This is a genomic window from Microcoleus sp. S13_C3 (genome assembly GCF_036700905.1).
Lineage (GTDB): Bacteria > Cyanobacteriota > Cyanobacteriia > Cyanobacteriales > Microcoleaceae > Microcoleus.
Genome location: NZ_JAUBPT010000148.1, coordinates 1 through 15,826, shown reverse-complemented (window position 1 = coordinate 15,826; position 15,826 = coordinate 1). Strand labels below are relative to the sequence as shown.

The following is a 15,826-nucleotide window of genomic DNA, read 5'->3' as shown; positions in this document are numbered from 1 at the left end:
CCGACGACATTTCCCACTCCGTCATTCCCGCCCACTCCGACGACATTTCCCACTCCGTCATTCCCGCCCACTCCGACGACATTTCCCACTCCGTCATTCCCGCCCACTCCGACACCGACACCATCTCCCTCACTCCCGCCCACTCCCTCACTCTCACTACCCCCTCTCCCGATCGCAAACCAGTCGCTGATCGCACTTGGCGACACTGCGACTGTAAATGCTGGCAGTGCGATCGATATCGAGGTTTTGGCTAACGACAGCGACCCCGACGGCGATCCGCTGACTCTCAGCATTGTCCAGACTTCCAACAACGGCAAAGCAGAAGTCAGCCACAACGGTACGCCGGACAACCCGAAAGACGATTTCATCACCTACACCGCCAATGCCAACTTCAGCGGGCAGGATGTGTTTCTCTATCAAATCGCAGACGGTAAGGGAGGTACTGCTGTTACCAAAGTACAAGTGACTGTCGAGCCCAACAGATCGCCGATCGCAGTCGGCGATGCTGCGAGTGTAAATGCTGGCAGCGCGATCGAGATTAACGTCCTCGCCAATGACAGCGAACCGGATGGCGACCCCCTCAACCTCAGCATTTTCAGTGTTCCACACTACGGTAAAGCAGAAGTCAACAACAACGGTACACCTGATAATCCCAACGATGATTTCCTCAGCTACACTCCCAATGCTGACAACTTCAGCAACTCTGATATCTTTCTCTATCAAATCGACGACGGTAAGGGAGGTTCGGACGTTACCAAGGTTGAGGTGACTGTCGATCCCAACCGCTTACCGATCGCAGTGGGCGACAGTGCGATCGCCAATGCTGGCAGTGCGATCGATATCGAGGTTTTGGCTAACGACAGCGACCCCGATGGCGATCCGCTGACTCTCAGCATTTTCAAGACTTCAAACAACGGCAAAGCAGAAGTCAGCCACAACGGTACGCCGGACAACCCGAAAGACGATTTCATCACCTACACCGCCAATGCCAACTTCAGCGGACAGGATGTGTTTTTCTATCAAATCGCAGACGGTAAGGGAGGTACTGCTGTTACCAAAGTAGAAGTGACTGTCGATCCCAACAGATCGCCGATCGCGCAGGGCGATGCTGCGACTGTAAATGCTGGCAGTGCGATCGATATAAACGTCCTCGCCAATGACAGCGAACCGGATGGCGACCCCCTGAACCTCAGCATTTTCAGGGCCGCAAGCAACGGTAAAGCAGAAGTCAACAACAACGGTACGCCGGACAATCCACAAGACGATTCCATCACCTACACTCCCAATGCCAACTTCAGCGGGCAGGATCTATTTCTCTATCAAATCGACGACGGTAAGGGAGGTACTGCTGTTACCAAGGTTGAGGTGACAGTTAAAGCAGTCAACAAATTGCCAGTTGCGATCGACGATAGGGCCACCAGCCACGGAGACACTGCTGTCAATATTCCAGTGTTAGCAAATGACAGCGATCCAGACGGCGATCCTCTGATTTTGACAGTTTTGACCAATGGAGTCGGCGGCAAAGCTGAAATCAACTATAACGGCACGCTGGACAAGACTGATGACTTCATCACTTATCGGCACCACGGTGACTTCTGGGAGGCGGATAGCTTCACTTATCAGATCGATGATACTCACGGGGGTATAGCGAAAGCTACTGTAACGATCGAGTTTGCCAACAAATTGCCGATCGCGATCGATGACAGCGCCACCACAGATCGAGTCACTCCCGCCAACATTAAGATACTGGCAAACGACAGCGATCCAGACGGCGACCCCCTGATTTTGACAGTTTTGACCAATGGAGTCGGTGGGAAAGCGGAGATCAATAATAACGGCACGGTAGACAAGACTGATGACTTCATCACTTACCAGCCCAACGGTCAGTTCACGGGTCAGGACAGCTTTACATATCAGCTTGACGACAGTCACGGGGGGACAGCGACAGCCACTGTTAACCTCACCGTTAATCCGGTCAACCAGGCGCCGATCGCGATCGCAGATAGTGCCATCACCAATCAAGACTCGGCGATTGCGATCGATGTTTTGTCCAACGACAGCGATCCAGATGGCGATCCGCTGACTCTCAGCATTGCCACCAATCCGTCTCATGGTAAGGCTTTGGTGAAAAATGGCATACCGGGCGCGGCGATCGGTGATTTCATCCTTTATACCCCCAATCCTAACTTCCACGGCGCGGACTATTTAACATATCAAGTCAGCGACAGTCAAGGAGGTACGGCAACAGCTAAGGTCAACCTCACCGTCAATCCGGCTAATACAAACCCCCCGATTACCCCTTTGATTCTCAGCGGTACTCCCGATCCAGATACACTGATGGGCGCGGACGGCAACGACACCATCAAGGACGACGGCGCGGATGATTTCATTGATGGCCAGGGCGGCAATGACCTCATCAACGGCGGTTTAGGCAATCTCGATCGCATTTTCGGCGGAACTGGGGACGATACCATTACCGACCCCGACGGCGTAAATGATGTTCAAGGCGGTGTTGGTAATGACAGCATCAACATCACCTTTGCTGAAACTTGGGACAACAACACCAATCCCGACGATGCACCGAGTTCCGACTACAAAATTATCGGCGGCATCGGTAACGACAGCATTACTATCACAATGAACGACTTTCGCTTCTCTATCGGCCTCAAGGGCGATGAAGCTGCGAGTTCAGATTTTGATGGTAATGATGTAATTAACTTGTTGGGAACCTACGCCAATTCAGTTGTTGATATGGGAGGTGGCGACGACACATTTAATGGTGGCTTAGGTGATGACAGTGTTTCCGGTGGCGATGGCAATGATACGCTGATTGGTGGCGATGGCAACGACCAACTTGCAGGGAATGCAGGCAATGACTTTCTAACTGGTGGTGCTGGTCAAGATCAGTTTCTGTTTAAATCAAACAGTGCTTTTAATGCTGGTGATTTTGGGAGCGATCGCATTACTGATTTTACCATTAGTACAGACAAAATTATTTTAGGTCAAACTACATTCGGAGCAATTACTTCTGCTCAGATTGCCTTTGTCGATAGCGATTTAGAAGTAGAAACCAGCAATGGATTAATTCTTTACAGTCGCGCCACGGGCCACTTATTCTTCAACCAGAATGGGGCACAAGTTGGTTTAGGAACGGGTGCGCTATTTGCCACGCTTGACGGTACTCCGTCCCTGACAGTCAGCGACTTCCAGATTGTTCCTTAATATCATGTCCTGGCGATCGCAGACAATCAGAGAGAGTGATATTAAATCTGTTAGCATGGGAATTAATATCACTCTCTCTTCTCTGACTCTGTGTTCTCTGTGTTCTCTGCGGTTTAATCATTCCGATGCAACTGGAATTGATATGACGCGATCAAAGCGATGCGAACAAGGCTAGACATCTCCTACAAAGCAGGTTTTGAACAGGCATCCTGCCTGTTCCACAAGAATTATGGGAGAGGTCTTTGACGCTCTCAGGGCTAAAGCCACTGAGATTCTGCTGACAGAATAGCTTTAGTTATTACTAAAGTTTGATTCTCGCTACGGTGGTCAAACACCGTCTACTTAGTCACCCAAATCAAGTTTAGGTTTCTAGCTACTTTTCCGTCTTAACGTTTTCTGAACCATCACGCTTGCCAAGATGCGGTACGCTCAACAACCTGCTATTGCTTGCCCTTTACTGTCATACTGTCATCAAGCTTGCACTTGACCGTTGTTTCCAGGGGCGGGAATTTCTCGCCTTCTAGGATGTCTCAACACGTAGATGTTTGTTCTTACTCACTTCTCAAACATAATACAATACTTCAGCCAAAATAGAAATAAAGAAAAACACGGGGACTGAAGTCCCCCGTGTCGCTTACCTCTCAGGACTAAAGTCGCTGAGTTTCCCGCATCCCGTATTAATTTTTATGATAATTCTAGATTAACTTGACCGCTCTTCCCAGCAATCGCTCCTATCCCGCTTATTCTACAGTCTGAGACACAGGCCGACAGCCCGATAATATCGAGTGCAAATTGACAACATTTCCGATGACCGCGATCGCAGGTGCTGCAAATCCGATCGCCTCAACTTGCTCTACAATTGTACCCAAAGTCCCGATCAATTCTTCTTGTTCCGGTCGCGTTCCCCAGCGCACTAATGCTATGGGCGTTTCTGCACTTAATTCTGCTGCTGTTAACTGGCCGATAATATAAGGCAAATTGTGGATTCCCATGTATACTACAATGGTTTCGGAGCCGCGGGCGATCGCCTGCCAATTTACCTCCGGCCGATATTTTCCCGCTGATTCGTGGCCGGTGACAAAGGTGACAGAGGAACTGTACGATCGATGTGTTAAAGGAATTCCCGCATAAGCAGGGGCCGCAATCCCAGAAGTTACACCGGGGACGACTTCTACCGACACTCCAGCTTTTACCAACTCTTCCATTTCTTCGCCACCGCGGCCGAAGATAAACGGATCGCCGCCTTTGAGGCGAACTACGATCGCATTATCTGCAGCTTTTTCTATCATTAGCTGAGTTGTTTCGTCCTGCATTAACGAGTGACGCCCTTTGCGTTTTCCGGCATCAATTCGTTCTGCTTGGGGGTTGATTGCTGCCAAAATTTGAGGGCTGACTAAAGCGTCGTAAATCACGACATCAGCACACTCTAACAGAGCTTTTCCCTTCAAAGTCATTAAACCCGGATCTCCGGGCCCCGCACCTACTAAATACACTTTTCCTAAAGACATTTTTCTTGTTTCCTTTACCTCTTCTGTGCCTCTGCGGTTCATTCTTGAATTAAATTCCCAATTAAGTCTGCTAATTGTACACTTGCGCCTAGAGGATTTGCGAGATGAAGTTCCGCCGCTGGAAATTGCTGCTTTAGCTGTGCGACATTTTTGGCGATCGCATCTGTAATTCCTCCATTAAATAAGAAGTATGGCACAATCCCTATTTGCTGCTGTCCACCACGAACCAAACTGTCAATTTGCTCTGACAAACTCGGCTTTACCGACCAATAAGCTGTCAGCGCACCGAGTTTGCTGGCGATTTCCTCAACTGTCGAGTTACCTCCGGGCCGACGGCTGCCGTGAGATAATAAAATCCATTTTGGCAATAGCAGATTGGGGAGAAAAGCAACCTCTTCCATCTGGCTTTTCACCAATTTTGTTAAGCCTGCTTCCTGGGAACCTAAATGCGGGCGCAATGCAATTTTTAGCTTGTCACCAAAAGTTTGTTGGGCAATTTCCACCTCTGCCGGTATGTCTTCGGCGACGTGAACTCCCGGCAATAAAAATACAGGCAGTATTTGCAATTCTGTCAGTCCCAGGGACAGTGTACGTTCGCCAAAACTGCAAATTTGTTCGTGCAGCGGTGCGGGGCCGAGTTCTAAGGTGGCGGTTGCGACTGCGGGGAATGAGTCAGCCAATTTTTGAGACAGCAGTTGACCTAGGTTTTCCAAAGCTAGTTGGGGTCTGGGGTCACGGCTGCCGTGAGAAACTAATAAATAGGTCGATCGCAATTTCAATATGGATTTGATGTTAATGTTCGATCCGGATTTCAAATAATTATAACACCGTTGGGCGCGTGACTTTAAAAATACTCAACACAAAAGTTCGATATCCTAGGGTGCGCGGCTTAAAAATCAATAAGGTTCAGTTAAGGAAAATTGTAGAGAAAATGTTGGGTTTCGTTCCTCAACCCAACCTACGCAGTGGGCTTAAATTTTCTAAGCCGCCCACCTTACAAAAGAAGGTGCGCGGCTTAAAAATTACTTAACACTGGGCTTAAATCTTCTAAGCCACACACGCTACACAACTCACAAATTAACCTTTGGGAGCGGGATCTGCGATGTATTTGAAAGTAGGTTCCGAGTTCCAAGGGCCGCGTTCATCCTTGCCATTTGTGGACAAGTTAAAGTAGAGATCTACGGTGTTATCTGGCGGAATGTTGCCGAACATCGGATCGGTGAGTTTACCGAGAGATTCCAGAGCTTTCATGAACATTTGAGTGTGAGAAATTTCGCGAGTCAGCAAAAACTGCAACGTCTTTTTCGTTCCCATATCCGGTGCTAGTTTAATCAACTCTTCGTAGGTTTGGCGGGCTCCTGCTTCCGCGCCGATATCAGCGCGCAAATCGCGCACCACATCCCCGCCTTCGTTGATATAAGCTGCTGTCCAAGCTTGACCTTGGCTGTCCAACAAGTGTGGGCCTATGCCGCGCACGGCAAACAAAGTGCTTTTGTAAGCTTCTGTTTGGTCAACGTTTTTGGTGTGCATTTCTATGAGTTGGCCCACCATTTCTAAGTGGCTGAATTCTTCGATCGCAATATCTTGGAGCATATCCTTAATCCCTGGATTTTCACAGTGGAATGACTGCACCCAGTATTGCAAAGCTGCTGTCAGTTCTCCTGTTGCTCCGCCAAACTGTTCTAGCAGCAATTGGGCAAAACGGGGGTTGGCTTCGTCTACTGTGACTGCAGCCATTAATTCTTTTTTATGAAAAAACATGGATCGGTACCTCTTTTTAGTTCTGTTGTTAAAGTCTCAAGGATCGCAGACTTTATCTGTGTTCGCCTTAATCCATTGTGCAACAAGCGATCGCACCGAGCCTCGGTCGATGGATACATCTAGCTCGACAAATTTCTCTGCTTTCAGGTAGAGTTTAAATATGAAATTTTACTTAGTGAGTCGGTAGACCAAATTACAATTTACAAGCAGGATTATTGTCGCACTCGGTTAATTTTGCTGACAGGGCATCGAGGTGTCGCAGCCACTGAATGCCGCCAACCCAACTGCGAGAGGGGAGGTGTCCGATTGGTGCTTGCTGACTAAATTTAATCTGCCCTAAAGTAGTAGCAGAATTGTAGGTTTGCCAGTTCACCCGATCGCAAAATCTGATATAGTCTCCCTTAACGCTTTCGTAAATTTGTTTTTGGACGCTGAAGCCAAACCGACCTTGACTGTAGTGCAACCAAAGGCGATCGACTGTTTGCAAATCTTCGCAGGGTATCTGGTAAATTTGGCTAATTTCTAGCTGAGTTCCCGGTTGCTGGGAAAGAGATTGACACATCAAGCCCCAAGTTTCGCGATCGGCTTCTTTCCACTTTTTGTTTGACAAAAAATCTCGCAGTTTGGTATAATTAATTCCCCGGGCAGAAATCAGGGTAGGATCGAGATTTGAAGTAACAGATAAGGGGAAAGTTTCTGCGGAATTGGCTACGGCATTTGTGGGTAAAATCGGAGAATCAGGAGTTTGTATGGCGTTGATATCGGCAGAGTTGTCGCTATTATTAAGAGCAGGAGCGATGAGCTGCTTTTTGGGCGAAAGCAAATGTTGATGGCGAATATCTAAAGCTGCTTGGATATCGTCCAAAACTTCCGTAGCAAAACTGTACCGCTGAGTGAGACGAGTTTGCAGCAATTTATCTAAAATTTCACCTAACTCATCGCTAATACTCGTGGCTTTGGGAATAAACTCGCGCCACCACCAACGCTCGTTGTTGCAGTCGTACATATCCAAGGGAGGAACTTGCGTCATTAGGCGAACGCAAGTAACCCCTAAACTGTAAAGGTCGCTAGCAGGAAATACTTTGCCGCGCATTTGTTCGGGAGCTACATAATCTTGACTGCCGATGAGCGTTGCTGAACGGAGTATCGCTGAATCAGTCAGCAGTTTGGCTATGCCGAAATCGATCAATACGAGTTTGTTGTCTGACTGGCGGCGGATAATATTTTCGGGTTTGATGTCGCGGTGAATGACGCGCTTGTCGTGGATAAATTGCAGCACGGGCAATAAGTCTTGCAGCAGTTGCCAAATTTGATTTTCATCGTAGACACTCTTGTCTAATTCTTGTTTAAGAGTCGCTCCCTCTATAAACTCTTGAACTAAATAAATATGACCTTCTTGTTCAAAGCAGGCTAATAATGTGGGGATTTGCGGGTGTTTTCCGAGTTCGTCTAAACGGACGGCTTCTTGGCGAAATAATTCAACGGCTTTGTTGAAAATTTCGGGGTCACGGTCGTAAAAATAAAATTGCTTGACTGCACAGCGGGGATGAGATGGGATGTCTTGATCAATTGCTAGGAAAGTTTTACCAAATCCGCCTCTACCTAAAAGTTCAATCGGGCGATATCGCTGTCTCAGCAACAGGTTAAAGCCGCAGTTTAAGCAAAATTTGGCGGTGTGGGAGTTTTGAGGATTTTGACATTCTGGGTTGATACAGTAGCTCATATCGATTTTAGATTTTAGATTTTAGATTTTGGATTGCGGAAAAGAGTTTTTTTTAAACGAACCGCGAAGACGCGAAGCGGCGCGAAGGAATAGGGAAGAGAGAAGAGACAGAAGAGAGAGGGTTGATAACTGTCCCGCTTCTGGCGTTGTATTTTTCGGGCTGGACACCCCACAAGCATTTCATCTGAGATGTTGCACCATTCTCAATAAGGCTTTTAGGGGCGGGCTAGAAGGGCCCACCCTAAAAGAAATTCATTCTTTGTGGAACAGGCATCTTGCCTGTTCTTAAAAATGGTGCCAGAGGTGAGTTTTACCAAACTGGACTGTAGATGCGCCTGGGCTGATAAGGCTATTTTAATGCGCTGGATCGAATCGGGACGCTGCCAGAGCTGCCGAACCCACGCCGCATTACCGAAAACATCCAGGATACAAGCCCCCGGGTTCATCCGTGGAGACATAAAAAACCTGTATCCGATAAAGGAACCCCCCAATTTATCCGTGGGGTCAATGCTTCAATTCTAAAATCTAAAATCTAAAATCTAAAATCGATTGACTGCTGGGGGCGAGATAATTGCCGTTGGCGAAGCCCTCGAAGAGGCTCGCACAGGCCGATCGCACAGAGCGAAAATTGTGCTATAGTCTTACTGTGCTTGGAACTTGAGGCACCATCGATCTGTCCGGTTCAGGGACGCTCAGAAATATTTCAAAATATTTTTGCCTTACCCCTAGACTTGTGCTGAGATATGATGCTATAGTTAAAACTGATACGGCGAGCGTAGCCAAGTGGTTAAGGCAGTGGTTTGTGGTACCACCATTCGTGGGTTCAAGTCCCATCGTTCGCCCTTTTGATTCTCAACTGTTTAATTCGATCGCCCGTTGCCTGTACGGTAATTTGCGATGGTCGTAGGGTGTGCAGTGCACACCTTAATCTTTTTTGGGATGTCGCGGTTCTGTCGGCACAAGTTCCGATGTGCTAATCTTAAATCCAATCTAAAATCTAACATCAAAATATGCCGTCTTTAGTAACAGAAGATTGGGGATATAAATTTAGTGGCGATCGCACAATTAATAAGTTTATTCGGGATATAGAAGGAGAAGCGGCTTTAGGGAAATATTGCGATTGGGAATGCAAAGAACGTGCGGAAATTCTGATGTCGGAGATAGCTGGCAAATCCCACAATCTTTTCTACGTGCGTCGCCAAAAGGTAAATGAGAGATTTTCCGAAGAAGAAATCTGGGAATTGCTGCTTGCTACGGATGGAGATGATTTTGAATTACCTCAATTGTTGCAAAAAGCAGATCGCACTTTGCGGTTGTTAGCAACTGTACGCTGTGAAGACGGAATTGGCGGTTTAAAACTGCTGGATGCTGGTTTGGTGGCGCTTCCCAGAGGGAGGAAAGATGGGTATTCTTTGCCGGTTCAGTTGCGACTTTTGGCTAACAGTAGATCGCCAATTCCTGTAAAGTCGATCGCCCGCGTCCAACAAATGCCATTTTGGGACGACAGACACATACCAACTACCGAACAACTAAAAGTTTGGCACACTTTTTTAAATGTAGAAAAACGCATCGCCGAAGCGCGTCAATTTTGTGTACCTTTCCGAGGACACAATTACGGTTCCGGCTTCAAAATCGTCACTTTTGAAATTGAGCGTAATTCCGCAACTCTTGACGGCTACGAGGAAAATCCCTTAGAATTGGGCGACTTTCGCGAAAGGCTGAAAAAAGCCAGAAATGAAGAAATTATCCTGTTTGATTCGCCGCCCGGAAGCAGAAGCAGCCGCGATGGAGAGACATTGGGTAGCATCGCTGAAGTTGACTTTGAACATAGTAAATTACGGATTAAGTTAGATGTTGATTTAGGAGCTCGCATGGCGGGCGGCAGATATCAAATGCCCAAACAAGGATTCTTGTATTTTGAGGCTGCGGGCGATATCAGTCAGATCGAACGCAAGAAAAAAGCTTTAAAAATGCTGACAGATGGGCGCGCTCAAAATCCCTATTTGAGTGAGTTTTTATTCGACTCTTCTCAGGCGAGACTGCCCGAAAAAATGATTAAATTGGATCGGGAAAACTTATTAAATCGCAATGCTAATGACGATCAACTTGCCGCCGTAGAAACCGTGCTTTCGGCGCGGGATTTAATTTTGATTCAAGGCCCGCCGGGAACGGGCAAAACGACTGTGATTGCGGAGATTTGCTATCAAATTGCTCGTCAGGGCGGCAAAACCCTAATTGCTTCGCAAGCAAATTTGGCTGTAGACAATGCTTTGAGTCGGTTAGTTCACAATCCGGCGATTCGGGCTTTGCGGAAGGGAAAAGCTCATAAGGTGCAGGAAGAAGGGCAGCCGTTTTTGGAGGAAAATGCGATCGGCACTTGGCTGCAAAATACGGCGACAGACTGCGAACAAAAGCTCTCGCAGCGCCTGACTAATGTCAAATCTTTGCGGCAGTTGGTGGCAGAATCAGAGCGATTTACTGCCTACTGTGCCGCAGAGAGAGATTTTTTTAATGAACTAAAACACCTGCACGACAGTAAAGCAAGTATTGAGGAAAAGTGCAGCCAGCTAGCAGTAGAGTATGAACGGATTTTAACCGAAAAAAGCGAGATTGAACCTCTAGTTAGTGGGTTAGAAAATCTGCTGGATGCGCCTAATGTCAACTGGGAATCTCCAGAAGTTGCCGAGTTTATGCCCAGACTAAAACCCTATTCAGAAGGCAATGTTTTAGTAGAAAACTTTATGGCCAATGTGCGGATTGCCACTAGCAATGCTATTCAAATAGGCTTCGATCGCCCTGCTTGCGGCGCGTTTGGGATTGCTGTTTGGCTGCAGGAAACTGTAGCAGCGCAACTATCGGAATTTAAGAGGGCATTCGATCGCGCTGATGATGTTTGTCACGCTATGTCGGCGGTTGCAGAGTCGTTGCGGGTGTCGCGGCAGATGTCGGATGCTGTGAATCAACTCGAATTGGGCGATCGGCAAAATCAGACACACCGCCACAATCTCGAACAGAAAATCAAGAATTTGGAACTGCGAAAAGCGGAAATTGCAGCCGTTGTCGTCGCCGTTGCACAGTGGATTGAGACAGCGGATACGGGACTTTATGAAGTCGTGAAAACTTGCTGGGAAACGGGCGCAATGCTCACGGATGATATGGTAGAATTGCCCGCAGGATTGCTGAAAATTGCCCGATCGCTCAAATTGCCGATCGTGCCGCCCAAATGCAAAATCAATTTGCCCGATTTGGATCGGTTGCAAAAGGCGATATCCCACGAAGAAAGCGCAGGTTTTAAGGATCTACAAGGGCAACAGTTCCGGTTTAGCGAGTTTTTGCACCTAAATTTGAGCCAAACGCCGATCGTGCTCTCTGCGGGCGATCGTACACAGTGGCAACAACTAGCCAAAGACTTCGCCAGCTACTCGCAAGTCAGCCAAAGTCAGCGCAAATTTATCATCGAAAAAGCTCGCACTTTCTTAGGTAGCATTCAACAATTTTACAGTCAATCCTTGCAGCCAAATAATATCCAGGCTACCTTCGATCGCCTAGTCAAAGAATTGCTGCACAGTATCCTCGCAAATGCCCGTCAGTGCGTGGTTCCCCTGAAAACCGAAACCGAACAGCAGCTTATAAAACAGCAACAATTATTAGATAAAATCGGTCAAACCTTGAACCAGCAGCAAATATCCGCCGCTAAACTTCAGGTAGAAACAGCGCAGCAAGAGGCAAACTTAAAAATTAGCGAAGTTACTAATTTGTTGCAAGCAATTGTCCACCAGCCAAACGTACCTGAAAAATTGCGAATTTTAGCCGAACAATATCTCGCCCAAAAATCGAATATTTGGGAGCAACCGCAGCAGTTTGTCAAGCAAGTTGAGGCTTGGAAAGCAAGCCTGATTCAGCTTGACAAATCAATTGCTGACTTAGACCCTTTTGGGGTTTTGGAGACAATCAAAAACACTCTTGACGAGCATTTATCCCCGCTGCAAATTGCGGCTGCAACTTCGCAGCAGCAACTCGCTCAACTACAAGCAGAATTGAGCGAAATTAATGCTCAACTGCAACAGCAGCAACCAACAGCAGCATTACTTGTCGAGAGAAATTGGTGGGAGTCAGCATGGCAAACTATCCCGACTCAATACCAGCCAGAAGTTCCGAATACAGGATTATTCAGCGTAGCTTTTTTAAACAAAATTAAGCGTCTCTTCAAAAGTTGGCAGCGGAAATTAGAACAAGAAGAAACAGCACTAAATCGCTCTCAAACGTTTGTGACAGATTGGATTCAAAAACTCCGCAATCCATCAGAAAAAGACCGCAACGATTTAAAGCAAATTTATATTGACAATGCCAACGTAATCGGCATTACTTGCGTGCAGGCTGCTAGCTTCGATTTTACTAAAAACTTTCCCAGCTTTGATGCAGTCATCATTGACGAAGTTAGCAAATGCACTCCCCCAGAGTTATTAATTCCCGCTTTGAAAGGCAGAAAGTTAGTATTAGTGGGCGATCACCGACAATTGCCGCCGATGTTTAATCAAAGTACGATCGACGATATTGCCGAAGACATCGGCTGTACCGGAGACGAACTTAGCTTCATAAAAGAATCTTTGTTCAAAGTATTGTTTGAAACTGCCAGCGACAGCATCAAAAAAATGCTGACAACTCAATACCGAATGCACCCACAAATTATGGGCGCAATCAATCAGTTTTACCAGCAAAAGCTCAACTGTGGCATTCAGGAAGCAGACACCAAGCGCGCCCACAACCTCGCAGGTAGAATCATTCAGGAGAATAATCACATTCTGTGGGTGAAAACGCCCGTGGCACAAGGGTTTGAAGAGGAAAAACAGGGTACTTCGCGGTTGAATGTCAAGGAGATTGATGCGATCGAGCGTTTGTGCGAACAAATGGAGATAGCTTGGCAGCCCAAAGTTGCCGACGGTGAACCACCGAAAGAAATCGGAATCATCACTTTTTATGCTGCTCAATTAAATGCAATTAAAGACAGAATTGAAGGCGAAAGATTCCCTGCTTTGAGCATCCGCACTGGTACGGTTGACATATTTCAAGGCATGGAAAGACCTGTAATTATTGTCAGCACAGTGTGCAATAATGTTAGGGGCGATATTGGATTTGCTAAGGAACCGGAACGGGTGAATGTGGCATTTTCCCGCGCTCAAGAATTGCTGGTAGTTGTCGGCTGTCACGATTTATTTACCCAACAAACAGGTACAGTGGGAAAAATGTATCAGGAAGTTTCAAAAACGGTGCGTCACTGCGGAGGCTTTGTAGATGTTTCTAGCGTCCTCAACTAAACCAATAGACTCAAATTTAAGTTCGCTAGCCGAACAAATTGAGCAACAAAATCCGGGTTTGTCTGTGTTGGCGGCGCGTCAATTCCGCTTTGCAATCCGCCAAACTCCGCTGGAGGTGGCGGTTAGCGAACCGCGCCAGTTTAACGTGTTGGAAGAGTTTATTTTGCGGGCGGGTGTTGAGTTTGAACCTGCGCCAACTTTGAAGGAGTTGGCGGATTTGCTGGGGTTAGACGAGATTTTTGTGAAGACTACGGCGGCGACTCTGGTTAGTTTGGAAAGCTTGGAGGTGGCTGAAAATGGGAAAATTGCGATCGCCCCGCAAGGTAGAGATTTTTTCGCTAAAGGTGCGGTTAGTCGATCGCAAATTCAATCACTTTATGCCATTTCCGATCCGCTGAATCAAACTCTTACCTTTAAATTCGATGCTTTAGCCGCAGAATCGGTCAACTTACCCGATTTAGCAGATTTAGTATCGCTCGAACATAAAATTAGCGACCTTGCGAATTTAAGTCTAGCAGAAATCCAGCCGTTAATTCAAGATTCCGGCTTAGGAATTCATGCCCCACAAAACGGCAAAATTGTCTCTGCTTGCGATGTCGTCGGCGACGATTTAGATATTTGGCAAACAGTTTCGATTTTTGTGTTGTTAGATGCGATCGAAAATAAAACTACTATTCAAGCCAGACAGGGAAAACAAATATTAGAAACCGCTTCAAACAGACTCAACGAACTTGAATCGCAACAAAAACTTTCCTTAAATGACTTGTGCAAATTAACCCCCGACATCGCACAGCAAGAATCAGAGACAATCCCCGTCCAGAAAACTCCTAAAAAGCCATCTAAGAAGAAACCCAAGTAAACGATATAATGAGGACTAAAGTCCTGATTACTAACTGGTTTGTATTGAGGACTTTAGTCCTGATTAACTGATATCTTGCACCCTTCTCAATTACTTGTTTAGGAACGGGCTCTCCGGCCCGTTCCACAAAACTTAATTTTATTGTGGAACGGGCCGGAGAGCCCGTTCTTGACAATAGTGTAACATATAAGGAATGAGAATTAAATAAAATCCACTTTTCCTGTTTGTTGTGGGATGGGCGTCCCGCCCGTCCTTTCTGGGCGGGCGGGACGCCCATCCCACAAGAAAAAAGGGAAATTATTTAATTGACGATCCTAAGTATTAACCAACAAATTACGAATTGGTTTGTATTGAGGACTCAATTCCTGATTAACTGATATCTTGCACCCTTCTCAATTACTTGTTTAGGAACGGGCTCTCCGGCCCATTCCACAAAACTGGATTTTATTGTGGAACGGGCCGGAGAGCCCGTTCTTGACAATAGTGTAACATATAAGTATTAACCAACAAATGAGGTAATTGTGCAATGGACAAACTAGCTCAATATCGTCAGTACGTTCAGACATTAATGAGCCGTTATGCCGAAGATGATGTTTCCAATGATGAAGTCGAAGTGCAACTTATCTGCGACACAGAACGAGATCATTATCAGTGGATGAATGTCGGCTGGGAACACTTAACCCGGATTTATCAAACCTTCATTCACATTGACATCAAAGATGGAAAAATCTGGCTTCAACAAAATTTGACCGAGGAAAATCCTGCGGAGGAATTAGTTGCAATGGGAGTACCGAGAGAGGATATTGTTTTGGGATTGCAACCGCCATACAAACGGCCGTATACTGATTATGGTGTAGCGTAAACAGTTGACAGTTGACAGTTGACACTTGACAGTTGACAAATGTCCACTTAATATAGGGCCCGTCTCTTTAGAAAACACCCATTATTTTGTACTTCCTCCTGTGACGTACTATTATCAGGTAGGGTGAGTCACTTGGGAAAATCCCAATTATTTTGCATTCGCTTCCGTGACGCACCCTACAATAATCCTACTAAGCGTTAACGCATTTCAGCATCCGCAAAGTAGCCGCCGCGTAATTCCGTTTTGCAAAATTATCGCAAGCAAACCGAGCCCATTTCGTTAATAGCGGCAGCAACAGAACAATAAGAATACATTTGAGTAATAATAGAAGCAGCCCAATAATTCTGAATGTCTGAAAAAGTTTTAGACGGCTCTTTAGCAACTAAATTCGGCTGCATTCCCGCCGAAAAACTAAATTCCGCCCCTCGATGGCGCACCCCCATCAATTCAGCGCGGGTGACGGGCTGCGTAGGTTTAAAAGTTCCATCTTGATAGCCGTTAAGGAATGAGAATTAAATAACTTCCACTCTTGAAAGTGGGATGGGCGTCCCGCCCGTCCAAAAAGGACGGGCGGGA

At 46.6% G+C, this 15,826-nt stretch carries 9 protein-coding genes, 1 tRNA gene and 1 pseudogene; 6 read left to right on the top strand and 5 right to left on the bottom strand.

What is annotated here, in order from left to right:
- Both QUA16_RS28965 and QUA16_RS28960 read left to right on the top strand, forming a co-directional pair.
- The coding region (locus tag QUA16_RS28965; protein ID WP_333181533.1) for a hypothetical protein at nucleotides 1-254 on the top strand (254 nt) is incomplete at its 5' end.
- Nucleotides 172-3,222 (top strand): Ig-like domain-containing protein, encoded by a 3,051-nt coding sequence (locus QUA16_RS28960; RefSeq protein WP_333181531.1) that lies wholly within the window; start codon nucleotides 172-174, stop codon nucleotides 3,220-3,222. The genes QUA16_RS28965 and QUA16_RS28960, both read left to right, overlap by 83 nt.
- Before the next feature lie 740 nt (nucleotides 3,223-3,962).
- Here QUA16_RS28960 and cobA read toward each other — a convergent pair.
- From cobA to QUA16_RS28940, 4 genes are all read right to left on the bottom strand, one after another.
- Nucleotides 3,963-4,772, bottom strand: coding sequence for a uroporphyrinogen-III C-methyltransferase (gene cobA / locus QUA16_RS28955; RefSeq protein ID WP_333107645.1), 810 nt, complete (start codon nucleotides 4,770-4,772; stop codon nucleotides 3,963-3,965).
- The gene (locus QUA16_RS28950) at nucleotides 4,769-5,545 is read right to left on the bottom strand and encodes a sirohydrochlorin chelatase (RefSeq protein WP_333107646.1); all 777 of its coding nucleotides are present in this window, start codon (nucleotides 5,543-5,545) and stop codon (nucleotides 4,769-4,771) included. The genes cobA and QUA16_RS28950 overlap by 4 nt, the downstream gene beginning before the upstream one ends.
- Nucleotides 5,546-5,807: 262 nt before the next feature.
- A complete protein-coding gene (locus QUA16_RS28945; RefSeq protein ID WP_333107647.1) occupies nucleotides 5,808-6,491 on the bottom strand; it encodes a manganese catalase family protein in 684 nt (227 codons plus the stop codon).
- 193 nt (nucleotides 6,492-6,684) lie between these two features.
- Complete coding sequence (locus QUA16_RS28940) at nucleotides 6,685-8,214, bottom strand: serine/threonine-protein kinase (protein ID WP_333107648.1); 1,530 nt, start codon at nucleotides 8,212-8,214, stop codon at nucleotides 6,685-6,687.
- Nucleotides 8,215-8,983: 769 nt separating this feature from the next.
- On the opposite strand from QUA16_RS28940, the gene QUA16_RS28935 reads away from it, so the two are divergent.
- The 4 genes from QUA16_RS28935 to QUA16_RS28920 all read left to right on the top strand — a co-directional run bounded on the left by QUA16_RS28935 (nucleotide 8,984) and on the right by QUA16_RS28920 (nucleotide 15,250).
- Nucleotides 8,984-9,056 (top strand) — tRNA-His (locus tag QUA16_RS28935).
- A gap of 168 nt (nucleotides 9,057-9,224) precedes the next feature.
- Nucleotides 9,225-13,529, top strand: coding sequence for an AAA domain-containing protein (locus QUA16_RS28930; protein ID WP_333107649.1), 4,305 nt, complete (start codon nucleotides 9,225-9,227; stop codon nucleotides 13,527-13,529).
- Nucleotides 13,507-14,388 carry a hypothetical protein gene (locus QUA16_RS28925; RefSeq protein ID WP_333107650.1) on the top strand — a complete coding sequence of 294 codons (882 nt, stop codon included), beginning with the start codon at nucleotides 13,507-13,509 and terminating at the stop codon, nucleotides 14,386-14,388. The genes QUA16_RS28930 and QUA16_RS28925 overlap by 23 nt, the downstream gene beginning before the upstream one ends.
- A gap of 526 nt (nucleotides 14,389-14,914) precedes the next feature.
- Entirely contained in the window at nucleotides 14,915-15,250 is a 336-nt protein-coding gene (locus tag QUA16_RS28920; protein ID WP_333107651.1) for a XisI protein, read from the top strand.
- A gap of 251 nt (nucleotides 15,251-15,501) precedes the next feature.
- Here the strand turns inward: QUA16_RS28920 and QUA16_RS28915 are convergent.
- Nucleotides 15,502-15,726, bottom strand: a pseudogene (locus QUA16_RS28915) (DUF3747 domain-containing protein); the annotation flags it as partial.
- Between the last annotated feature and the right edge of the window lie 100 nt (nucleotides 15,727-15,826).

Excerpts from the sequence above, each read along its gene's own strand:
- cobA (WP_333107645.1), bottom strand. The coding sequence starts at position 4,772 with ATGAACCGCAGAGGCACAGAAGAGGTAAAGGAAACAAGAAAAATGTCT.
- QUA16_RS28945 (WP_333107647.1), bottom strand. The coding sequence starts at position 6,491 with ATGTTTTTTCATAAAAAAGAATTAATGGCTGCAGTCACAGTAGACGAA.
- QUA16_RS28940 (WP_333107648.1), bottom strand. The coding sequence starts at position 8,214 with ATGAGCTACTGTATCAACCCAGAATGTCAAAATCCTCAAAACTCCCAC.
- QUA16_RS28930 (WP_333107649.1), top strand. The coding sequence starts at position 9,225 with ATGCCGTCTTTAGTAACAGAAGATTGGGGATATAAATTTAGTGGCGAT.
- QUA16_RS28925 (WP_333107650.1), top strand. The coding sequence starts at position 13,507 with ATGTTTCTAGCGTCCTCAACTAAACCAATAGACTCAAATTTAAGTTCG.
- QUA16_RS28920 (WP_333107651.1), top strand. The coding sequence starts at position 14,915 with ATGGACAAACTAGCTCAATATCGTCAGTACGTTCAGACATTAATGAGC.